Here is a 22,438-nt window from a genome sequence, read left to right on the forward strand (position 1 = left end):
CCGGGTACCGTTCGAACCATGACCCGTTTGGCGCCGCACGAACCCCCGGGGGCCGCTCTGGCCGACCGGTTCGGGCGGGTGGCGACCGATTTGCGGGTCTCGCTGACCGACCGGTGCAACCTGCGCTGCACGTACTGCATGCCCGCCGAGGGCCTGGACTGGCTGCCCAACCCGGCCCTGCTCACCGACGCCGAGGTCGTACGCCTGATCGACGTCGCCGTGCACCGCCTCGGCGTGACCGACGTGCGCTTCACCGGCGGCGAGCCGCTCCTGCGCCGCGGGCTGACCGAGATCGTGCGCGCGGTCGCCGCGCTGCCGGGCCGCCCGCGCATGATGCTCACCACCAACGGCATCGGCCTGGCCCGCCTGGCCGCGCCCCTCGCGGAGGCCGGGCTCGACCGGGTCAACGTCTCGCTGGACACCACCGACCCGGCCCGGTTCAAGGCCATCACCCGCCGCGACCGGCACGCCGACGTGCTCGCCGGGCTGGCCGCGTCCGCCAACGCCGGCCTGCTGCCGGTGAAGATGAACGCCGTCCTGCTGCGCGGGATCAACGACGACGAGGCCGTGCCGCTGCTCGACTTCGCCCTCGCCCATGGGTACGAGCTGCGCTTCATCGAGCAGATGCCGCTCGACGCGGGCCACACCTGGCGCCGCGAGGAGATGATCACCGGCGCGGAGATCCTGGCCGCCCTCCGCACTCGGCACGTGCTGGAGCCAGATCCCTCGACCCGCGGCGGCGCCCCGGCCGAAACGTGGGTGGTCGACGGCGGCCCGGCGAAGGTCGGCGTGATCGCCAGCGTGTCGAGCCCGTTCTGCGGGGCGTGCGACCGGACCCGCCTCACCGCCGACGGCGCCGTGCGATCCTGCCTGTTCAGCCAGGACGAGACGGACCTGCGCGGCGCCCTGCGCGGCGGGGCGACCGACGAGGAGCTGGCCGACCTGTGGCGCAAGGCGATGTGGGCCAAGCCGGCCGGCCACGGCATCGACGACCCGAAGTTCCTGCAGCCCGCCCGGCCCATGTCCGCCATCGGAGGATGACCCACTTGCTGCTCGTCCGTTACTTCGCGGGGGCCCGCGCGGCCGCCGGCGTGCCCGAGGAGAAGGTCGAGGCCGCCAGCCTCGCCGACCTCGTGGCCACCGTCACCGCCGACCGGCCGCGCCTGGCCGGTGTGGTGACCGCCTGCTCCTTCCTGGTCGACGGCACCGCCTGGCGGGACCGCGAGGCCGCCCTTCCCGCGACCGCCACGGTCGACGTGCTGCCCCCCTTCGCGGGCGGCTGAGCCGGGTGATCGCCGTCCTGTTGGTGGTCGTGCTCCTGGTCGTCGGAGCCATCCACTGGTACCTCTGGAAGCGCCTCGTCAAGGACACCACCCACTCGCGCCGGGCCCGGGTGACCGGCTCGATCGTGGCCGTGCTCCTCGCCCTGGTCATCCCGGTCACGCTGGCCCTCTCTCGCGCGCTGCCGCTCGCGAAGCAGCCACTCGTCGCCTGGCCCGGGTTCCTGTGGCTCGCGCTGATGTTCTACCTCCTGGTCACGCTGCTGATCCTGGAGATCCCGCGGCTCGCGATCCGTCTCTGGCAGCGCCGCTCGGCGAACACGCCGGCGACCGCGGCTCTGGAGCCGGTGCCCGCGGGTGAGGCCCTTCCGTCCGAGGCACCGCCCGTGCCTCCCGCGCCGACCGAGCCGGGGTTCGATGCGTCGCGGCGGTTGTTGCTGGGGCGGTCGCTCGCCGTCACCGCGGGCGTGTTGTCGGCGGGGGCCGTGGGCATCGGGGTGTACCAGGCGAAGAGCGCCCCCAACCTCAAGCGCGTCCCGATCGCCCTGAAGAAGCTGCCCGCCAGCATGGACGGGTTCCGCATCGCGGTGGTGTCCGACATCCACCTCGGGCCGCTGCTCGGGCGCTCGCACACCGAGCGGATCGTGCGGATGATCAACTCGGTGGACGCGGACCTCGTGGCCGTCGTCGGGGACCTCGTGGACGGCAGCGTGGCCGAGCTGGGCAGCGCCGCCGAGCCGCTGCAGGACCTGCGCGGCAAGCACGGCGCGTTCTTCGTGACCGGCAACCACGAGTACTTCTCCGGCTACCAGGAGTGGGTCGACGAGGTGAACTCGCTCGGGGTGCGCGTGCTGCGCAACGAGCGGGTCGACATCCTCGGTCTCGACCTCGCCGGGGTGAACGACCTCAGCGGCGAGGACGTCGGCGACGGCCCCGACTTCGGCAAGGCGCTCGACGGCCGCGACACCAGCCGGCCGGTCGTGCTGCTCGCCCACCAGCCGGTCCAGGCCCACGACGCGGCGAAACGCGGCGTCGACCTGCAGCTGTCGGGTCACACCCACGGTGGGCAGATGGTGCCGTTCAACCTGCTCGTCGGGCTCCAGCAGCCGGTCGTGGCCGGGCTCGGCACCGTCGACGGGACTCAGGTGTACGTCACGCGCGGTGCCGGTTTCTGGGGCCCGCCGGTGCGATTCGGGGCACCTCCGGACATCTCGATCGTCGAGCTGCACGGCGCGTAGCCAGCGACTGGTGGGGCGCCTGTGACAGGATGCAGCGTGCCTTCGAACGTCGCCTCCGACTCGTTCGTCGCGGACCTGCACATCCACTCCAGGTACTCCCGGGCGTGCAGTCGCGACCTCAGCATCGAGACGCTCACCTGGTGGGCGCGGCGCAAGGGCATCGCCCTGCTGGGCACCGGCGACTTCACCCACCCGGCCTGGTTCGACCACCTGCGCGAGGCGCTGGTCCCGGCCGAGCCGGGGCTCTACCGGCTGCATCCCGACCGCGAGGCCGACGTCCTGCGCAAGCTCCCGCCGCGCCTGGGCGTGGCCGACTCGGCCGTGCGGTTCATGCTCTCGGTGGAGATTTCGACGATCTACAAGCGCGGCGACCGTACCCGCAAAGTCCACCACCTGATCTATCAGCCCGACTTCGACGCGGTGAGCCGCTTCAACACGGCGCTCGGGCGGATCGGCAACCTCGGCTCCGACGGCCGGCCGATCCTGGGCCTCGACTCCCGCGACCTGCTGGAGATCACCCTCGAGGCGAGCCCGGACGGCTTCCTGGTGCCCGCGCACATCTGGACGCCCTGGTTCTCCGCCCTCGGCTCGAAGTCCGGCTTCGACGCGATCGCCGACTGCTACGCCGACCTGGCCGAGCACATCTTCGCCGTGGAGACCGGCCTCTCCTCGGACCCGGAGATGAACTGGCGGGTGTCGTCGCTGGACAAGTACCGGCTGGTCTCGAACTCCGACGCGCACTCCGCCCCGGCGCTGGCCCGGGAGGCGACGCTGCTGCACGGCGAGCTGTCCTACACCGGCGTGCGCGACATGCTGCGCACCGGCGACGGCCTGGTCGGCACGCTCGAGTTCTTCCCGGAGGAGGGCAAGTACCACGCCGACGGGCACCGCGCCTGCGACGTGAACTGGGCCCCGGCCCGCACCCGCGAGGCCCAGGGCCGCTGCCCGGTCTGCGGCAAGCCGCTCACCGTCGGCGTCCTGCACCGCGTCGAGGAGCTGGCCGACCGGCCCGAGGGGTACGCCCCGGCCGGCGCCCCCGACGTCACCCACCTCATCCAGCTGCACGAGATCCTCGGCGAGATCAACGGCGTCGGCCCGAAGTCCAAGACGGTCGACGACAAGCTGTCCGCGCTGGTCGCGGAGCTCGGCTCGGAGCTGTCGATCCTGCGCTCGGTGCCGATCGAGGACATCGCCCGGGCCGGCGGCGAGCTGCTCGGCGAGGGCATCGCGCGGCTGCGGCGCGGCGACGTGCGGCGGACCCCGGGCTACGACGGGGAATACGGCGTCATCAAGCTGTTCGACCCCGCCGAGCTGCGGACGGGCGGGCAGGAGGACGTGCTGTTCGACGTACCGATGCCGGCTCTTCCGAAACAGCGCAAGGCCGAGCCCACGGTGAAGGCCCAGCCCCGCAAGCGGCGCAGCGCACCCGTGGAGGCCGCGCCGCCGCCCCCGCCCATCTCGGCGCCGCCGTCCCCGCACGAGCCGCTCGAACCGATGCTCGCCGGCATGGAGGAGGTCGGCACGGGCCTGCTCGACCGGCTCGACGCGCTGCAGCGGGTGGCGGCCTCCGCGCCCGGCGGCCCGCTGCTGATCGTGGCCGGCCCCGGCACCGGCAAGACGCGCACGCTGACGCACCGGGTCGCATACCTCTGCGCCGAGCTGGGCGTGTTCCCGGAGGACTGCCTGGCCATCACGTTCACCCGGCGGGCCGCCGAGGAGCTGCGCGAGCGCCTGGAGGTGCTGCTCGGGCCGGTCACCGAGGCGGTCACCGTCTCCACGTTCCACGCGCTGGGCCTGGCGATCCTGCGCGAGAACGCGGCCGCGGTCGGGCTCACCCCGCAGTTCCGCATCGCCGAGGACTCCGACCTGCTCGCGGCGCTCGAGCCGCTGTCCGAGCGGGAGGCCCGCAAGGCGCTCGCGGCGATGGAGGACGGCACCCGCGAGACGCTGGCCAAGGCGCTGCGGGCCCGCGACCTGGTCGCGCTGGACGAGCTGCTCACGCTCACCGTGGACCTGCTGCGCGAGACGCCGGCCCTGGTCGAGCGGTATCGCGCCCGCTGGCGCTGGATCTTCGTGGACGAGTACCAGGACGTCGACCCGGTGCAGTACGAGCTGCTCGGCCTGCTCTGCCCGCCCGGCGGCAACCTGTGCGCGATCGGCGACCCCGACCAGGCCATCTACGCGTTCCGCGGCGCCGAGGTCTCGTTCTTCCTGCGCTTCGCGGCCGACTTCTCCACGCCCGACGTGGACGCCCGGGTGGTCCGCCTGACCCGCAACTACCGCTCATCGGCGCCGATCCTGGCCGCCGCCGTGCAGGCCATCGCCCCGACGACGCTCGTGCCCGGCCGCCGGCTGGACCCGGCCCGGCTGGACCTCGAGGCGCCGATGGTCGGCCTGTACCCGGCCGGCTCGGTCGCGGACGAGGCCGATTTCGTCGTCCGTACCGTCGACGAACTGGTCGGCGGCCTGTCGCACCGCTCGCACGACGGCCGGGTCGACTCCCGGGCCGCCGTCGGCGCGATGTCCTTCTCCGACATCGCCGTGCTCTACCGCACCGACGCCCAGGCCGCACCGATCGTCGACGCGCTCAGCCGGGCCGGTGTGCCGGTGCAGAAGCGCTCGCACGACCGCCTGCTCGACCGCCCCGGCGTGGCCGCGCTCGCCCGTGAGCTGCGCTTCGCCGACGGCCTCGGTGGCTCGATCGCGGCCCGGGTCCGGCTGGCCGGCCAGGTGGTGGCGAGCCGGTGCGGCACGCTGGACACCGACCTGATGGCGCTGTCCGAGGCCGACGTGTGGAATGCCGTCGACCTGATGACCCCGCTCGCGCTGCGGGCCGGCGCCGACCTCGACGAGTTCCTGGGCGCGCTGGCCACCGGGGCCGAGGTGGACGGCTGGGACCCGCGGGCCGATCGGGTGAACCTGCTGACCCTGCACGCCTCGAAGGGCCTGGAGTTCCCGGTCGTCTTCCTGGTCGGGGTGGAGGACGGCCTGCTGCCGCTGCGCCCGTTCGCCGGCGCCCAGTCGACCGACGACGACGTGGCGGAGGAGCGGCGGCTGTTCTTCGTCGGGCTGACCCGGGCCCAGGACCGCTTGTTCGTGTCGCACAGCCGGACGCGGTTCCGGTTCGGGTCGGAGCGCGAGATGGCGGTGTCGCCGTTCCTTGCCGCGATCGACCCGGGCCTGCTGGAACGCCGCGGCCCGGCCGCGCCGCGCCGGCCCAAGGATCGGCAGCTCCGTCTGATCTGAACCTCTTTTGGCGCGGATCCGTGAGGTGAGGGGGGAGGTGGTTGGCGCTACCGTTGCTGCATTGACGCCGATAGGCTCACCAAGCCGACCACCGGCCGCAGGACCAGGAGGAGACATCATGTCGGGTTACGGACCGCCGGGCGGACCGTACCAGGGTCAACCTCAGGACCCTTGGGGCCAGGGACAGGGCCAAGGGGGCGGTAACCAGGACCCCTATGGCGACCAGGGCTACGGCCAGGGCCAGCAGCCCTCGTGGGGCCAGCCGGACCCGTACCCGGGCCAGGGCGGCGGGCGAGGCGGCGGCGGTGACCGCGGCTACGGCCAGGGCGGCGGCTACGGCCAAGGTGGTGGCGGCGGTGGCGGTGGCTACGGCGACCGTGGCTACGGCGGCCCGAACGGCCCCAACACCGGCTACGGCAACCAGGGCGGCTACGGCAACCAGGGCGGCTACCGCGACCAGGGCTACGACGACCGGCGCGGCGGGTACGACGACCGCACCTACCAACAGCCGGGCGGCGGCTACCAGCCCTACGGCAACGAGCCGGGCTACGACGACCCGAACCCGCAGTGGGGCCCGCCCCCGGAGCCGGAGAAGAAGAAGCGCTCGGGCGGCACGATCGCGCTGGTCGTGTTCCTCGTGCTGCTGCTCTGCGGCGGCGGTGGCGTCGGCGTGTACTACTACGTCCTGAAGGACAAGAAGACCGACTCCAACCCGCCCGCGGCCCAGTCCTCGACGAAGGCCGACCCGTCGGCCAACGCGGGCGGCGGCGGGCAGACGACGGCCCCGAGCACGGCCGCGTCGCCCACCAAGGGCGGGGTGTCGGCCGGCGATGCGGCCTCGGTCCAGGTCGGCGAGTGCCTCAAGAACATCGGCACGAGCAACGACAAGCCGCAGATGCAGAAGATCCAGTGCGGGCCGGGCGCCTACGAGGTGCTCAAGCGCATCCCCGGGACGACCGACAAGAACAAGTGCGAGGGCACTCCGGGGTACTCGCACAACTACTTCTTCGACAGCCCGGTCGACTCCAACGACTTCGTGCTCTGCCTGAAGCTGCGCAGCTGACCAGCGGTTTTACCGAAGGCCTGGGCCCTCGCCCGGGCCTTCGGCGTTTTTGGGCCCCCTTGCTACAAGCCCCCAAAGGGGTGTAGTACATTAGTTCGAGCCCGCCATCGAACAGCTGTTCGGTAGTCTGACGATGGCGCCTTATAAGGCTGTCTTGCGCCTGCGCTAGAAAGCCGTAGATGCTCCACGACGACACGCCGTAGAGGTTCCTCTACGCGGTTCTAGCCTGCGCGCTAGAAAGCCCGATACTCTCCGATTCGTGGACCCGGTTCGCAATCCTTATGCGCCCGGCGCCGGTCAGCGCCCTCCTGAGCTGGCCGGACGCGATCGTGAGCTGCACGCCTTCGAGGTCGTGCTGGAGCGCGTGGCCCGCGGGCGGCCCGAGCGGTCGCTCATGCTCACCGGCCTGCGCGGCGTCGGCAAGACGGTGCTGCTGAACACCCTGCGCTCGGAGGCCATCTCGCACCTGTGGGGAACCGGCAAGATCGAGGCGCGGCCGGACCAGTCGCTGCGCCGCCCCGTCTCGGCGGCCCTGCACATGGCCGTCCGGGAGCTGGCGCCGCAGCACCGCGCGCCCGACCGGATCGACGAGTTCCTCGGGGTGCTCAAGGCCTTCGCGCTGCGCGAAGACCCCCGCAAGCCCCCCTCCAAGCTGCGCGACCGCTGGCAGCCCGGGATCGACGTGCCCGCGGCGACCGGGCGGGCCGACTCCGGGGACATCGAGATCGACCTCGTCGAGCTGTTCACCGATGCGGCGAGCGTGGCCAGCGATGTGGGTACCGGCGTCGCGCTCTTCATCGACGAGCTGCAGGACCTCTCGGTGGACGACGTCTCGGCCCTGTGCGCCGCGTGCCACGAGCTGTCCCAGACCGGTGCGCCGCTGATCGTGGTCGGTGCCGGGCTGCCGCACGTGCCGGCGCTGCTCTCGGCCTCGAAGTCGTACTCCGAGCGGCTCTTCCGCTACCAGCGCATCGACCGCCTCGACCGGATCGCGGCCGACCTGGCCCTCACCGCGCCGGCCGAGCGCGAGGAGGTCGAGTACGAGGCGAAGGCGCTCGACGCGCTGTACGAGGCGTCCGGCGGCTACCCGTACTTCGTGCAGGCGTACGGCAAGGCGACCTGGGACCACGCGCCGCGCTCCCCGATCACGGCCGCCGACGTGCGGGTGGCCGCGCCCGAGGCGGAGGCGGAGCTGGCGGTGGGGTTCTTCGGCTCGCGGTACGAGCGGGCCACCCCGGCCGAGCGCGAGTACATGCGCACCATGGCGACCCTGCTGCCGGCCGTCGACGTGTCGGAGGCGGTGCCGACCGCGGAGATCGCCCGCACCCTGGGCCGCAAGCCCGCCAGCCTGTCACCGGCCCGGGACGCGCTGATCAAGAAGGGCCTGATCTACTCGGGGGAGCGGGGGACAGTGGCGTTCACCGTCCCCCACTTCGCGCGCTACCTGCGGACTCAACCCGCGGAGTGACGTTCCATGAAGGCCCGTAGGTCGCGCCGCTCGATCGCGGCCGCCATCAGCTCCGGGAACACGTCCGGGGTGCAGGCGAACGCGGGCACCCCGAGCGCGGCCAGCGCCGCCGCGTTCTCGCGGTCGTAGTCCGGCGCGCCCTCGTCGGACAGCGCCAGCAACGTGATCACCTGCACGCCGGCCGCCGTCATGGCCGCGACCCGGCGCAGCATCTCCTCGCGCACGCCGCCCTCGTACAGGTCGCTGATCAGCACGAAGATCGTGTCCCGGGGGCGGGTGATGAGCTGCTGCCCGTACGCGATGGCCCGGTTGATGTCCGTGCCCCCGCCCAGCTGCGTGCCGAACAGCACGTCGACCGGGTCGCTGAGCCGATCGGTGAGGTCCACGACGGCGGTGTCGAACACGACCAGCGACGTCTTGAGCGAGCGCATCGAGGCGAGCACCGCCGCGAACACCCCGGAGTAGACGACCGAGGCCGCCATCGAGCCGGACTGGTCCACGCACAGCACGATGTCGCGCTGCACGGCCTGGGCCCGCCGCCCGTACCCGATGAGCCGCTCCGGCACGATGGTCTTCTGCGCGACCTGGTAGTGCCGCAGGTTCGCCCGGATCGTGCGGTTCCAGTCGATGTCGTGGTGGCGGGGCCGGTTGATCCGCGCGGCCCGGTTCAGCGCTCCGCTCAGCGCCGTGCGCGTCGGCTGGGCGACCCGCCGCTCCAGCTCGGCGACGACCTTGGCCACCACCTTGCGGGCGGCGCGCTTGCTCTTGTCGGGCATGACCCGGTTCAGCGAGAGCAGCGTGCCCACGAGGTGCACGTCGGGCTCGACGGCGTCGAGCATCTCGGGCTCCAGCAACAGGCGGGTGAGGTTGAGCCGCTCGATCGCGTCGGCCTGCATGACCTGCACGACCGTCGAGGGAAAGTACTGCCGGATGTCCCCGAGCCAGCGCGCCACCCGCGGGGCGGACGCACCGAGGCCGGCCCCGCGCTGGTTCGGCGTACCGTCGCCGCCGTGGTCGTAGAGCGCGCCGAGCGCCGCATCGACCGCCGCGTCCGTCCCGGTCAGCCCGAACCCGGTGCCCTCCGCACCGGGCGCACCGCCCAGGGCCAGTCGCCACCGCCGCAGCCGCTCGTCGCCCGGGTCCTCATCCATGCAGTTCCCTCCCCAGCAACCGGGCCGCGACCGGGAGCAGCAACGCCCCGCGGGCCGCGTCCACCTCGTCCTCGTCCCCGGCACCGGGGCGGGCCGACCCGATGTGCGCCGCCCGCTCGCCGATCATCCGCCGCTGCGGCGCCGGATAGCCGCTGAACGTCCGCCGCAGCAGGGGCAGCACCTCCACGAACGCCTCGGCCGGAATGCCCGTGAGCCACGCGTCGACAAGAGCCAGAAGCCGCTCATCGTGTACCAGCAGCAGTCCGTCCCCCGCCAGAAAGCCCTCGATCCACGCGGCGGTGCGCGCGACCGGCACGCCCACCGTCAGGACCAGCGCCATCCGGTTGCCGATCTCGTCCGAGTCGACCGCGCCCGCGTCCAGCAGCAGCCGGTTCATCCGCCCGGTCAGCAGTCCGTGCAGGTCGTCCCGGGTGGACAGCCCGGCCAGCACCCCCTGCCACCGCTCCTGCGCCTCGGCCTCGTCGACCAGCGCGAGCGCCGCCTGCACCCCGTCGATCCGATCCCGCATGACCGCCGCCGCCGTGTCGTCGAGCCCCCCGACGGCCGCCGGCAGCCCGACACAGATCCGCGTGATCATGCCGAGCGTCACCTCGCGCAGCGCGGACAGATCCGTGCCCCGCACGTCCCCGTACCGCAGCGTCCGCGCCAACGCCGGCAACGCATCCATCAGGTGCGCCACGTCCGCGTCGAGCGCCATCCGCTCGTCGAGCGCGTCGAGCACACCCGGCAGGGCATCCGGCAGATCCGCGAGCAGGCACCGCTCGACCAGCGCCGTCACATCGGCCAGCGTCGCCGCCGACGCCGCCAGCTCGGCGACGCGCGCGGTGGCGGCCTCGAGGACCGTCGTCCCGTACGCCCCGGCCTCGACGAGATCCACCGCGAACTCGGGCTGCCAGGCGATCTCCCACTCCTCGCGGAAGGTCCCCTTCCCCTTCGCCGCCGCGAGCACCTTGCCCCACTCGACCCCGAGCAGCCGCAGCCGATGCAACAACCGGCTCCGGTCCAGATCGAACGGTTGCCGCAGATCGAGCTTGAGCTCCCGCCGCTCCACCCGGGGCGGCAGCCGCAGCCGTCGCTGGCTTCCCGCCACGTCCCGCGCAATCGGTACGCCCGGCGTCTGATCCGGCACCCGCCCCAGCCGATCCCCGACCACGAGCCGCCGATTGATCAGCGCCAGCCGCAGATCGTCCCCGTCGCACAGCACCGCATGAGCCGCATCGGTCACCTCGGCCAACCCGGCCAGGGGCCGCCCCCGCATCGTCGCCAACGCCTGCGCGAGCCGAGTCGCCTCAATCACGTGCGCGCTCGACACCGGAACGCCGTCCTTGCGCAGCACCCCGGCCGCCCGCACGAGCCACCGCTCGATCACGTGCTCATCGACAGCGGTGAACAGATGGTGGTACCACCCGGGCGACCGCACTCCCGCCCCGTACCCCTGCCACGACGCCAACCGCGCGTGCGTCCACGGCACCCACGTCATCGCCACCTTGACCTTGCCCAGCCCCCGCACGACCGCCGCATCGGCCGACGCACTGGGCAACGGCCCCGTCAGCGCGGGCACATGCCAGGCCCCACACACGACGGCGACGCGCTCGAACTCCTTGAGCGCTCCCCGCAGCCCGATCCGCATGTACGCCTCACGCCGCTCCTCCTCGACCCGCTCCGCCTCGTCGGGCTCCGGCGCGTGCGCCCGCACGACGGTCATGGCTTCGGCAATGGCCCCGAACGGCGCCACCGCCGCCGCGAGTTCCTCCTCGGCCGACGGGCTTGGTGGTGAGGAACGGTTCGAAGATGCGGGCGCGGACGTCGCCGGGCTCCACTCCCCGCCGTCGAAGCGGCCCTCGACTCCAGGCGTGGAACTGCCCTCGGCTCCGGACGCGGAACTGCCCTCAGCTCCAGGTGCGGAACTGCTCTCGACTCCAGGCGCGGAACGGCCTTGCGCACCGTTGCCGGGACGGACTTCGACAGCCGGCGCGGGGTGGTTGAACCGGTGCTCGACGACGTCTTCCCACCACCGCTCGGGATCGTCGTACCCGGCCGCTTCGGCAAGCGCTCCGATCGGATCGAGGCGCACCGAGTCGTCACCCGAATTACCGGGGGTGGGCGGGTTTTTGGGAGCGGCGAGCCGTGCCGCCGCGGGCATGTCGATGAACCGCACCGGCACCTCGCGGGCCACCGCCCAGCGGATCGCCTGCCACTCCGGCGAGAACTCGGCGAGCGGCCAGAACGAGGCCCGCAGCTTCGGATCCGGGTTGTCCGCCGGATAGGCGAGCAGCGCGACCGGCGCCCGCATGTCCTCGTACCCGGCGAACGGCACCAGCGCATCGGCCTCGGGCGGCCCCTCGATCAGCACCACCTCGGGCTGGTACGCGGCCAACGCCCGCCGAACCGCCCGCGCCGACCCCGGCCCATGGTGGCGCACCCCGAGTAGCAGCGGCCCATCGAACGCGGGCAACACCGGCCCGTCGTCCATCCCGGACAACACCGGCTCGTCGTCGATCCCGGGCAGCATCCGCGCCCCGGCCATCTCACTCGCCACGACCCACCCCCAGCCGCCACCGCGACAGCCGCCCGCACGCCGGACCGGGCAGCGCCGCCTCCAAGGATGCGAAGTCGCGCCGCGATCGCGTGCCGCTCACATCACTCGCCACGACGCGCGCCAGCCGCCGCGCCGCCGAGGGGCCGAAGTCGTGCCGCGATCCTGTGCCGTTCGCATCACTCGCCACGGCGGGCCGCTCGGTAGAAGTCGCGCCAGCCCTCGCGTTCGCGGACCACGGTTTCCAGGTACTCCTGCCACACCACCTGGTCCGAGACCGGGTCCTTGACCACGGCGCCGAGGATGCCCGCGGCCACGTCGCCGGCGCGCAGGACGCCGTCGCCGAAGTGGGCCGCCAGGGCCATCCCGTTCGTCACCACGGAGATCGCCTCGGCCGTGGACAGGGTGCCGCTCGGGGACTTGAGCTTGGTGCGGCCGTCCTCGGTCACGCCGTTGCGCAGCTCCCTGAACACGGTGACCACGCGGCGGATCTCGTCGGCGGCGGGCGGCAGCTCGGGCAGTTCCAGCGCCTTGCCGAGCGCCGCGACCCGGCGCGCCACGATGTCGACCTCCTCCTCGACGCCGGCGGGCACCGGCAGGACCACGGTGTTGAACCGCCGCCGCAGCGCCGAGGACAGCTCGTTCACCCCGCGGTCCCGGTCGTTGGCGGTGGCGATCACGTTGAAGCCCTTGCGCGCCTGTACCTCCTGCCCGAGCTCCGGCACCGGCAGCGTCTTCTCCGACAGGATCGTGATCAGGGTGTCCTGCACGTCGGACGGCACCCGGGTCAGCTCCTCGATCCGCGCGATCCGCCCGTCGGCCATGGCGCGCAGCACCGGGCTGGGCACCAGCGCGCCCCGCGACGGTCCCTCGGCGAGGAGCCGGGCATAGTTCCAGCCGTACCGGATCGCTTCCTCCGGCGTCCCCGCCGTGCCCTGCACCAGCAGCGTCGAGTCCCCGCTGATCGCCGCCGCGAGGTGCTCCGAAACCCAGGTCTTCGCGGTGCCGGGCACCCCCAGCAACAACAGCGCCCGATCCGTGGCCAGCGTGGCGACGGCGACCTCCATGAGCCGCCGCGGCCCGACGTACTTCGGGGTGATCGCCGTCCCGTCCCCCGCCTCCCCGCCCAGCAGATAGGTCACCACGGCGGCCGGCGAGAGCCGCCACCCCGGCGGCCGCGGCCGCTCGTCGCTGCCCGCGAGCGCCACCAGCTCGGCGGCGAACTCGTCCTCGGCATGCCGCCGCTGCACGGCGTCGGCAACAGGCGCCCCATCAACATGCGCGGCGGCGACATCGACACTGCTGGTCACGCGGACTCCAAGAGGTAGGAACCAAACCGGGGAAGAACCACAACGCCCGAACACCAACGGCCCAACGCCGCCACCACAACGGACGGCCGCCGACGGCGGAACACCGCCGCCACCACAACGGACAGCCATGGACTACAGACCACCGCCACGCCAACGGACCGCCGCAGACTGCGGAACGGCACGACCGCAAACCAGCGCGATCGGAAGACGGTCATGACGACAGCTCCGCGAGCATGTCGTGGCGGAAGCGCAAGGTGTCCGCGAACCGGCCGACGATCGAGGACATCGGGTCGTCCGAGGGCAGTGCAGCAGCCATCGCCGTGGCGCGGGATGCGGTGTCGGCCGGCAAACGGAGGGCGGCCAGTTCGCACAGGCCGGCCAGGCGCCAGCCCGCGGACCGCCGCCCGCCGAGGTCGTCCAAAGCGCCGAAGACCGCCTCGACCAGCGCCGGCGGCCACGGGCGGGGGCACAGTTCCAGCACGTGTTCGACGCCGACCGCGGCCGCGCCCGCGAGGCCGCGCCGCAGGACGCCGACGGCCAGGGAGGCCAGGGCGTCGGAGGGCAGCGCGTCGTACAGGGCCTCGAGCAGCAACCGGTCGTCCGGCCGGCCGCCCGCCGCAACCTCCTCGGTCAGCCGTCCGGTCAGCGCCGTGGCCCAGCGGGAGTCGCGCTGGCCGGCCGCCGCCCGGGCCAGGCCACGCCGAAGCACGGCGGCCCACTCGTCGGTCACCGGCAGCGACAGGAACTCCTCGGGCTCGCCCCAGACCGACAGCGGCGTACGCGTCAGCAGCTCCTCCAGCCACCACGCCCGCTCGCCCACCCCGGCCGGCGGGCGGGGCACGATGCCGTCGCGGCGCATGGACTTGTCGCAGGCGGCCGGGGGTGCCACCTGGATGCGCCCGCCCACAACCCGCACGCAGGCGGTCGAGCGCTCGGTCATACGCCGCGCGTAGTCGCTCTCAGGCAGCATCGCCAACAGGTCGAGGGCGACGAGCCGCACCTCCTTGCGCCGGTCGTCCAGCGCGCCTTCGAGCACCGGTTCGTCGGCGGGGGAGAGCCCGGTCGCGAACGTCCCGAGCAGCGCGGCCCGATCGTCGGGCGTCTCGGTCGGCCAGACGTCGGCCAGCATGTCGCGGCCGCGCTGTTCGCCCGCCGCACCGGCGCGTCGCACCGCGGTGAGGATGCCGACCCGCCGGCCGATCGTCCCGAGCTCCCATCCTCGCGGGTCGTCGGCCGGCGCCTCGACGACGGCGGTGTCGAAGAACGCCCACTCGGGCCGCTGCCGGGCCAGCCACCCCGCCCGCGGCCCACCCGCCGCCGCCACGAGCGGCCGCAGCGCCCGATGCCGCCGGGCGATCTCCAGCAGCGCCGGCAACAGCTCGCCCGGTACCCGCCGGTCGTGCACGCCCCCCAGCCACTCGGCGAGCAGCTCGATCCGCCCGTCCGCGTCGCGGACCGGCACGGCGTTGCTGGTCCCGTAGCCGGCCGCGTCGACCGCGAGCAGGTCCGCCGCCCGCGCCGCCGCCGCCCACGTCACCAGCGGAATCCCCGAGTCGTCGGGCGCCGCCTCCGGCACCGTGAGCCCGCGCCGCGCCCGGAACCCGCCCCGCCGGTACAGCGTCAGCGCCCCGGCCACATCCAGCAGCTCGTCCGCCGGGTCCGCGCCGGCCCGCCCGACCCCGGCCGGCAAGGTCCGCCGCTGCGTCCCGACCAGCGCCGTGGCCAGCACATCGCCCCAGTCCGGCAGCTCGCTCACAACCCCACCAACCAATCGCCCGCCGCCAAGCCTGAAATCACCGACAGAACCGCGATCACAGCCGCACCAGCCGGTCGTCGGCCCACACGCCCAGCGGCCGCAGCCCCGCCGCCGACCACTCGCCAGTCACCGTCGCCGCGCGTCCGGCCGTGACCGCGACGAGCCGCCAGGGTTCGCCCGCAGCGGGATCGAGCGGCAACCCGAAGCCGTCCGCGTCCACCAGCGCCCAGCCCGAAGAGCCGTCGCGGACCGGGCACACGTCCGCGAGCACCATCGGCCAGTAGTCCAGCCAAGGGTCGGTGGCCAGCGCCGAGGCGTGCGCCCGCAGGCTGTCCTCGATCCCGAGGGCGCCCGCCACGAAGTGCATCCGCTCCGGCGGCGCGTGCCGCTTCGCGATCAGCGCGCGCGCCGGCTGCCCGCCCGGATACAGGCACACGTCCGCGTCGAACTCGGTGCCCGGCAGGAGGTCGATCGGCAGGGTCTGGCCGGCGACCGCGAACGACAGCACGATCAGCGGCTCGGACGAGGCCGCCCCGCGCAGCCAGGCCCGGCGTACCGTCAGCTGGTCCTCGATCTCGTCGCGCACGCCGTGCACCTGCCAGCGGTCGCGGACCGGCGGGCCGGCGAGGACGGTCTCGGTGGCGATGGGCACCCCCACCCGCATCCGCACGCTCGCCGCCAGCTCCTCCGGCAGCTCGTCCAGCCGCCGGTAGCCGCCGACCAGCAGGTGCAGCTTGGCCAGCTCGCCGAGGAGGCGTTCGGGGGAGCCGAGGACCGCGGTCGTGCGGCGCAGGATGCCAGCCGCGCTGGCCGCCTGGGCGTCGACCAGGCGGGCGATCATGTTGTCCCAGGCCGGGCCGCCCTTGCCGGTGCCGGCGAGGCCGGAGCGCATCTGGTCGGCCAGCCAGCGGTCCAGCTCGTCGAGGCCGGCGGAGATGCGGTCGGCCCGGCGGGCCTGGGCTTTCTCGCTGACGGGCGCTCTGCCGGAAGTACCGTTGCCGCTGCTGCTTTTGGGTTCTTCCGACACGGGGCCGGAATTCCCGCGATGTGCACGCGCGGCCCGGGCGGCCTGCCACGCCGCGGCCCAGGACGGGGCGACCGCGGCCGGCACCGCCCCGGCCGACCAGCGCAGCAGCAGGGCCAGGGCGTGCTTGCAGGGGAACTTGCGGCTCGGGCAGGTGCACTTGAAGGCGGGCTCGGTCAGGTCGACCACGGTCTGGTACGGCGTGCTCCCGCTGCCCTGGCACAGCCCCCACAGCGTCGGGTCGATGTCGTCGGCGGTGCTCAGCCCGGTCTCCAGCCAGGCGCGGTCGCCGGCCAGCCCGCGCGCCGCCCGTTGCGCGGACGAGTCGGGGGCCAGCGCCATCACCTGGTCGGTCGTCCAGACCGTGGTGACCGTCGTTGTTTCCGCCATGCTGCTAACCGTAGTGAGGGGGTACGACATTTCGCGGGTGGGTATGTTTCCGTCATGAGACCCGTACGTACCGCAGCCCGTTCCATGCTCGCGGCGATCTTCGTGGTGCAGGGCTGGTCCGCGTTCACCAACCCGGGGCGGCTCGCGGGCAAGGCGACCAAGATCACCGAGCGGCTCGAGCCGGGCATCAAGGCGATCCATCCCAACCTGCCGACCGAGGCCGAGACGCTGGTGCGGGTCAACGGCGCGGCGCAGGTGGCGGGCGGCCTGCTGCTCGCGACCGGGCACGCCACCCGGCCGGCGGCGCTGTTGCTGGCCGGCTCGCTGGTGCCGACGACCCTGGCCGGGCACGCGTTCTGGGAGGTCGAGGACCCGGCCGAGCGCGCCCAGCAGCGGATCAACTTCCTGAAGAACATGGGCCTGTTCGGCGGCCTCGTGCTGGCCGCCCTCGACAAGGAGGGCCGCCCCGATCTGCGCTGGCGAGCGGGCAGGACCTACAAGCGCGCCAAGAAGCACCTCAAGGACAGTTCACCCATTCCTCTTCACCATCGGTGAACACCTGACGTTTCCACACCGGCAGCCGCGCCTTGACCTCGTCCACCAGCCGGGCGCAGAGCGCGAACGCCTCCGCCCGGTGCGCGGTCGACACGGCCGCGGCCAGGGCCACATCGCCGATCTCCAACCGGCCGACGCGGTGCGACACGGCCAGCGAGCGCACCGCGGGGTCGGCGGCGATCTCGGCCGCCACCTCGCGCAGCACGTCGCCGGCGCTGGGATGCCCCTCGTACTCGAGCTCGACCACGCCCCGCCCGCCGTCGTGATCGCGCACGACCCCGGCGAACGACACGACCGCACCGGCCGCCCGGTCGGCGACCGCCCGCTCGTGCTCGGCCACGTCCAGCGGCTCCGTGGTCACCTCGCTGCGGATCACGGGCGATCACCGGCGAGCAGCGGTACCAGCTCCGCGACCGTCCCCGCCCGCCCCTGCGCGCCCGGCGGGATCACCGCGAAGCCGACCGAGTTGGCCAGGCCCCGCAGCATCGACGAGCCGACGTGCGCGACCGGATGCGCCCGTCCGTCCACCAGCGACACGAGCGCCAGGTGCGTGAAGTCGCCGCGGCCGGGCACATCGGCGCCGAGGGTCACGGTGGACAACGTGGGCAACGGGCTTGCGGTGCATCCGGCGAGCAGTGGCAGTACCAGCGAAACGAGCGCGACGAACGTCGACTGTGGATTTCCCGGAAGGCCCGCCACGAACTGGCCGCCGGGCAGCTGCGCGACGAGCATCGGGAAGCCGGGCCGGACCGCCACCGTGTTGACGATGTAGCGCGCGCCCAGCTCGGCCAGGGCCGGGTGCAGGTGGTCGACCGGCCCGTGCATGGTGCCGCCGGTGGTGCAGATGACCTGCGCGCCCGCGTCGACGGCGGCCCGCAGCGCGGCCACGTGGTCCTCCAGCGTGTCGGCGACCGGCCCGCGCACGAGCACCACGGTCGTCCCGGCGCGGCGCAGCCAGCCGGGCAGCGACGGGCCGAGCGCGTCGCGCACCCTTCCCTGACCGGGCGCACCCGCGGTGAGCAGTTCGTCGCCGAAGACCAGCACGGCCGTTTTCGGAGAAGGACGACAAACCAGGGTGTCGTACCCGCACGACGCCGCCAATCCGATGACCCCCGGCGTCACCGGCGTCCCGGCGGGCAGGAGCTCCTCGCCCGCGGCCGCCTCCTCGCCCCGGCGGCGCCAGTCGGGCAGGGCCCGCGGCTCGCCCGTGACCAGGCCCTCGGCGTCGGTCTTGGACTCCTCGACGCGCACGACCGCGGTGGTGCCGGCGGGGACCATGCCGCCGGTGGCGATCTCGACGCAGGTGCCGTCCTCGCCGAGCGGCGCAGCGGTGTCCCCGGCCAGCACCCGCCCCACGACCCGCCAGGGCGCCGGTCCACGGGCGGCCCAGCCGTCGATGCTGGACGTGTCGAACGCGGGCAGGTCGGTCAGGGTCACCAGCGGTTCGGCGAGCGTGCGGCCGTCGGCCTCGGCCAGCGGTACCGCCACCGGACCCGGAGCGACCGCCGAGCCCGCCGCGTGCACCGCATCCCGCGCCGCCGTCCAGGCGATCGGTAACGTCACGCCGAAAGCCTAGTCCTGCCGGTGATCCCCGCCCCCGAGCTGGTCGACGGCGTGCTGCAGCACCGGCCCCAGCACGGTCAAACCATCCTTGGCGCCACCCCGGGAGCCGGGCAGGTTGACGACGAGGGTGCGCCCGGCCACGCCGGCCAGCCCACGGGACAGGATCGCGGTGGGCACCTTGGCCGCGCCGGCCGCGCGGATCGCCTCGGCGATGCCGGGCACCTCGTAGTCCAGGACCCGGCGGGTCATCTCGGGCGTGGCGTCGGTCGGCGTGATGCCGGTGCCGCCGCTGGTGAGCACCACGTCGGCGCCGCTCGCGACGGCCTCGCGCAGGGCCGCCGCGACCGGTTCGCCGTCGGGCACGACGACCGGGTCGGGCGTGTCGAACCCGAGCGCCCGCAGGCCCTCCACGAGCAGCGGCCCGCTGGTGTCCGCATAGATCCCGGCGGCCGCCCGATTGGACGCGACCACGACGACCGCTTTCATGCGCGCTCCCAGAGTCCGGTCTTGCCGCCTTCTTTCCGCAGTACCCGCACGTGCTCGATCGACGCCGCCGGATCCACGGCCTTGATCATGTCGATCAGCGCAAGCCCCGCGGTGGCCACAGCGGTGAGCGCCTCCATCTCGACCCCGGTGCGGTCGGCGGTGCGCGCGACCACCTCGATCTCGATGGCGTCGTCACGCAACGTCAACTCGACCGTCACCCCGTGCAGGGCGATCGGGTGGCACAGCGGCACCAGGTCGGGCGTGCGCTTCGCTCCCATGATCCCGGCGATGCGCGCGACCGCGAGGGCGTCACCCTTCGGAAGGGAACCGTCACGCAAAAGTGCGACGACTTCGTTGGTGGTGCGGACGAATCCCGCCGCGACGGCGCGACGCGCGGTCACTTCCTTGCCGGCGACATCGACCATCCGCGCCGCCCCGGAGGCGTCGACGTGGGTCAGCTCATTTGGCACCCAAAGAGCTTAATCGTCGGAGGCGGAACCGCGGATGATCATGCACGCTAAGGGCTAGCTGAGTCGAATTTGCTATACGGAGCGTCACGTTCGGGTCGCCAAATCGTGACAAAGACCGTTATAGTTCGCAAACTATGATTCGACGGACAATTCGCTTAGGGCATCTTGCGTTCTGCACCCTAAGCTGCGTTCAGCGCTTCGGAAGTCGATGACCTTCGATATCCGGTGCTGACGGGGGTCGAATCCGCGAACGACTTTTAGGAGCGAAAATGCGCAGAGATCACGACTGGGGCTAAACCCGTTCGTCGGGTTGACAACCCCGCAGAGACATCGGCCACGATGACATCGGGCCATGCAGAGAACACCGCGAACCGACGACGCGACCAACCAGCGCCTCTGGCGTCTCGTTGGTCCCGTCGTCGTCGGCGGGGCCCTCGCCGCCCTCTGGGCGCTGTGGGGCATCGCCAGCCGTCCGACGGAGCTCGCCGGCCTGGCCGCACTCACATTGGTGCTGGTCGGCCGGAGCTTCGTGACCGTCGAGGTCCGCATCCGGTCCGTGTCGGACGTGATCACTCCGACCACCGCGGTGATCACCCTCGCGGCCGTCTTCCTGCCGGCACCCGAGATGATTCTCGGCACGGCGTGCGGCACGTTCCTGTCCCACATGGTGCGCCGCGCGACCGATCCGATGAAGGTCGGGTTCAATGTCGGAAAAGACACTATTGGCGCGACTGCGGCGATTGCCGCGGCCACGGCCGTCGGTACGCAACCCATCCTGCTGAATCCGACATTCACCTTTTTTGATGCGGTACCCGGACTTTTCGCCGCTTTCGCCGCCTACATGTTCGTGGACGAGATCGTCGCGCACGGGCTGTTCTCGATCATCACGCACAAGCCGTTCCGGCAACTGCTGCTGACCCATTTCGACGTCCGGCTCGTCACGCGGCTCGGGCTGCTGGGCGTGGCGCTGGCCACCGTCGCGGCGTACCGGGTCAGCGAGTGGCTCGTGCTGGTCCTCCCGCCGCTGGCCGTCGCCATCCACCTGGCCTTCGCCAACAAGACGCGCACCCGGGCCGGCAACGAGGCGTGGCAGCGGCTGGCCGAGGCGACCGACGAGTTCAACTCCGTCGACCAGACCGCGGTCCTCTACGCCGCCGTGCGCCGCGCGACCGACATCTTCTCCACCGACCAGGCCGAGGTCGAGATCGACCCGCCCGGCGGCCGGCCGCGCCTGGTGCGCAGCAACGGCACCGAGATCCTGTACGACGGCCCGCCCGGCGACGCGCCCGCGGCCGAGGGCTACCTGATCCCGGTGCCGCTCGAGAGCTACCGCGGCGACGCCGACCTCGGGCAGTTGCGGCTGCGCTTCCGCGGGTCCGACCCGGTGCGGTTCACCGAGCGGGAGCAGTACACGCTGCGGACCTTCACCGCCGCGCTCTGCACCGCCATCCGCAACGCCGCGACCTTCGCCGAGACCCAGCGCCTGGCCGACAGCCACGCGCGTGCGGCCGCGCAGGACCCGCTCACCAGGCTGGCCAACCGGCGGCGGCTGCAGCAGTACGGCAACGAGATCCTGGCCGGGCAGGCCGGTGTGGTCGGCGTCCTGCTGATCGACCTCAACCACTTCAAAGAGGTCAACGACACGCTGGGCCACGCCGAGGGCGACCGGGTGCTGCAGGCCGTCGCCGACCGGCTCACCACGGCGACCCGCCCCGACGACCTGGTGGCCCGCTTCGGCGGCGACGAGTTCGCGATCCTGCTGGCCGGGCTGAGCGCGCCGGCCATCGCCGAGCTGCGCGCCAACGCCATCCTGGACGCGCTCGCGCCGCCCATCGAGCTCGACGACATGCGGATCAGCGTCGAGGCCACCTGCGGCGTGACCACCGGCACCGGCGGCAGCGTCGGCGAGCTGCTGCGCCGGGCCGACATCGCGTTGTACCAGGCCAAGCAGGACGGCCAGCGCGTCGTCGTCTACGCCCAGGCCCGCGACACCGCCGACGTGGGCAGCCTGACCCTCGGCGGCGACCTGGTGCGGGCCCTCGCCGAGCACGAGTTCATGGTCCACTTCCAGCCCATCGTGGACCTCGCCAGCGGCCGGGTGATCGCGGCCGAGGCGCTGACCCGCTGGCAGCACCCGGACCGCGGCGCGCTGTCCCCGGACCGGTTCCTCGGCGCGATCGAGCGCTCCGGGCAACTGGCGGCCTTCGCGGACGCGGTGCTCGACCAGGCCCTCAGCGCCGCCACCGACTGGGCGGACGCGGGCTACCAGATCCCCGTCGCGGTCAACGTGTCCCCGCGCAGCCTGCTCGACCCCTCGTTCCCGGACGCGGTGGCGCGGCGGTTGAGCGCACGCGGGGTACCGTCGTCGGCCCTGGTCATCGAACTGACCGAGTCCGTGACCCTCAGCAAGCTCGAGGTGGTCGACGAGGTCCTCGCCGCCCTGCGCGACCAGGGCATCCGGCTCGCCCTCGACGACTTCGGCACGGGCTTCTCGTCGCTGGCCACGCTCGCACGGGTACCGGTGGACGAACTCAAGATCGACCGCAGCTTCGTGGCCGCGATGAACACCTCCGCCCCCGGCGCCGTCGTCCGCTCCACCATCGACCTCGGTCGCAGCCTCGACCTGCTCGTGGTGGCCGAGGGCGTGGAGCGCGAGGACCAGCGCCAGCAGCTGTGGGAGCTCGGCTGCCCGGCCGGCCAGGGCCACCTGTTCGCCCGCGCCATGCCCGCCGACCGCCTGCTCGCCCACCTCAACCGCGGCGAGGGCCACCTGGCCGACCCGCTGCACGACACCGGCGCGGTGATTCGCATGTCGCGCAGCCGCCGGGCGCGCAAGATGAACCTCGGCCCCGAGAGCCAGGGTCGCGAGCGCTCCACCTGA

Annotated in this window: 17 protein-coding genes; 8 read left to right on the top strand and 9 right to left on the bottom strand. The window is 73.0% G+C overall.

Annotation, left to right across the window (positions count from 1 at the left end):
- Nucleotides 1-18: 18 nt before the first annotated feature.
- From moaA to ACQP00_RS52320, 6 genes are all read left to right on the top strand, one after another.
- Nucleotides 19-1,041: a GTP 3',8-cyclase MoaA gene (gene moaA, locus ACQP00_RS52295; RefSeq protein WP_433212330.1), complete on the top strand. Its 1,023-nt coding sequence runs from the start codon at nucleotides 19-21 to the stop codon at nucleotides 1,039-1,041.
- Nucleotides 1,038-1,283 carry a MoaD/ThiS family protein gene (locus ACQP00_RS52300; RefSeq protein WP_433212333.1) on the top strand — a complete coding sequence of 82 codons (246 nt, stop codon included), beginning with the start codon at nucleotides 1,038-1,040 and terminating at the stop codon, nucleotides 1,281-1,283. Before moaA ends, ACQP00_RS52300 begins: the two co-directional genes overlap by 4 nt.
- Nucleotides 1,284-1,288: 5 nt before the next feature.
- Nucleotides 1,289-2,518, top strand: a complete 1,230-nt coding sequence (locus tag ACQP00_RS52305; RefSeq protein WP_433212336.1) for a metallophosphoesterase — start codon at nucleotides 1,289-1,291, stop codon at nucleotides 2,516-2,518.
- Nucleotides 2,519-2,554: 36 nt separating this feature from the next.
- Nucleotides 2,555-5,764, top strand: coding sequence for a UvrD-helicase domain-containing protein (locus ACQP00_RS52310; RefSeq protein WP_433212339.1), 3,210 nt, complete (start codon nucleotides 2,555-2,557; stop codon nucleotides 5,762-5,764).
- Between the two features lie 118 nt (nucleotides 5,765-5,882).
- Nucleotides 5,883-6,827: an LppU/SCO3897 family protein gene (locus ACQP00_RS52315; protein WP_433212342.1), complete on the top strand. Its 945-nt coding sequence runs from the start codon at nucleotides 5,883-5,885 to the stop codon at nucleotides 6,825-6,827.
- 259 nt (nucleotides 6,828-7,086) lie between these two features.
- A complete protein-coding gene (locus ACQP00_RS52320; RefSeq protein ID WP_433212345.1) occupies nucleotides 7,087-8,295 on the top strand; it encodes an ATP-binding protein in 1,209 nt (402 codons plus the stop codon).
- On the opposite strand, the gene ACQP00_RS52325 is transcribed toward ACQP00_RS52320, so the two are convergent.
- From ACQP00_RS52325 to ACQP00_RS52345, 5 genes are all read right to left on the bottom strand, one after another.
- Nucleotides 8,280-9,446: a VWA domain-containing protein gene (locus ACQP00_RS52325; RefSeq protein WP_433212348.1), complete on the bottom strand. Its 1,167-nt coding sequence runs from the start codon at nucleotides 9,444-9,446 to the stop codon at nucleotides 8,280-8,282. The genes ACQP00_RS52320 and ACQP00_RS52325 overlap by 16 nt on opposite strands.
- Complete coding sequence (locus ACQP00_RS52330; RefSeq protein ID WP_433212351.1) at nucleotides 9,439-12,006, bottom strand: DUF5682 family protein; 2,568 nt, start codon at nucleotides 12,004-12,006, stop codon at nucleotides 9,439-9,441. Before ACQP00_RS52330 ends, ACQP00_RS52325 begins: the two co-directional genes overlap by 8 nt.
- Before the next feature lie 176 nt (nucleotides 12,007-12,182).
- Nucleotides 12,183-13,313 carry an ATP-binding protein gene (locus tag ACQP00_RS52335; protein WP_433212353.1) on the bottom strand — a complete coding sequence of 377 codons (1,131 nt, stop codon included), beginning with the start codon at nucleotides 13,311-13,313 and terminating at the stop codon, nucleotides 12,183-12,185.
- 211 nt (nucleotides 13,314-13,524) lie between these two features.
- Nucleotides 13,525-15,069, bottom strand: coding sequence for a DUF5691 domain-containing protein (locus ACQP00_RS52340; RefSeq protein WP_433212356.1), 1,545 nt, complete (start codon nucleotides 15,067-15,069; stop codon nucleotides 13,525-13,527).
- Nucleotides 15,070-15,124: 55 nt separating this feature from the next.
- The gene (locus ACQP00_RS52345; RefSeq protein WP_433212359.1) at nucleotides 15,125-16,483 is read right to left on the bottom strand and encodes an SWIM zinc finger family protein; all 1,359 of its coding nucleotides are present in this window, start codon (nucleotides 16,481-16,483) and stop codon (nucleotides 15,125-15,127) included.
- Between the two features lie 54 nt (nucleotides 16,484-16,537).
- Between ACQP00_RS52345 and ACQP00_RS52350 the strand changes: the two genes are divergently transcribed.
- Nucleotides 16,538-17,038 (top strand): DoxX family protein, encoded by a 501-nt coding sequence (locus ACQP00_RS52350; protein WP_433212362.1) that lies wholly within the window; start codon nucleotides 16,538-16,540, stop codon nucleotides 17,036-17,038.
- Here the strand turns inward: ACQP00_RS52350 and ACQP00_RS52355 are convergent.
- Genes ACQP00_RS52355 through moaC form a run of 4 tightly spaced genes read right to left on the bottom strand, consistent with a single transcriptional unit; the run spans nucleotide 17,001 to nucleotide 19,512 of the window.
- The gene (locus ACQP00_RS52355; RefSeq protein ID WP_433212365.1) at nucleotides 17,001-17,414 is read right to left on the bottom strand and encodes a molybdenum cofactor biosynthesis protein MoaE; all 414 of its coding nucleotides are present in this window, start codon (nucleotides 17,412-17,414) and stop codon (nucleotides 17,001-17,003) included. The two genes, ACQP00_RS52350 and ACQP00_RS52355, sit on opposite strands and share 38 nt — an antisense overlap.
- Nucleotides 17,411-18,601, bottom strand: a complete 1,191-nt coding sequence (locus ACQP00_RS52360) for a molybdopterin molybdotransferase MoeA (RefSeq protein ID WP_433212368.1) — start codon at nucleotides 18,599-18,601, stop codon at nucleotides 17,411-17,413. Before ACQP00_RS52360 ends, ACQP00_RS52355 begins: the two co-directional genes overlap by 4 nt.
- A 9-nt stretch (nucleotides 18,602-18,610) precedes the next feature.
- Complete coding sequence (locus tag ACQP00_RS52365; RefSeq protein ID WP_433212371.1) at nucleotides 18,611-19,087, bottom strand: MogA/MoaB family molybdenum cofactor biosynthesis protein; 477 nt, start codon at nucleotides 19,085-19,087, stop codon at nucleotides 18,611-18,613.
- Nucleotides 19,084-19,512, bottom strand: a complete 429-nt coding sequence (gene moaC, locus ACQP00_RS52370; protein ID WP_433224338.1) for a cyclic pyranopterin monophosphate synthase MoaC — start codon at nucleotides 19,510-19,512, stop codon at nucleotides 19,084-19,086. The genes ACQP00_RS52365 and moaC overlap by 4 nt, the downstream gene beginning before the upstream one ends.
- A 397-nt stretch (nucleotides 19,513-19,909) precedes the next feature.
- Here moaC and ACQP00_RS52375 point away from each other — a divergent pair, with 397 nt between their 5' ends.
- Nucleotides 19,910-22,438 carry a putative bifunctional diguanylate cyclase/phosphodiesterase gene (locus ACQP00_RS52375; protein ID WP_433212374.1) on the top strand — a complete coding sequence of 843 codons (2,529 nt, stop codon included), beginning with the start codon at nucleotides 19,910-19,912 and terminating at the stop codon, nucleotides 22,436-22,438.

Origin of the sequence: Dactylosporangium sp. CS-047395 (assembly GCF_050942185.1) — a bacterium.
Lineage (GTDB): Bacteria > Actinomycetota > Actinomycetes > Mycobacteriales > Micromonosporaceae > Dactylosporangium.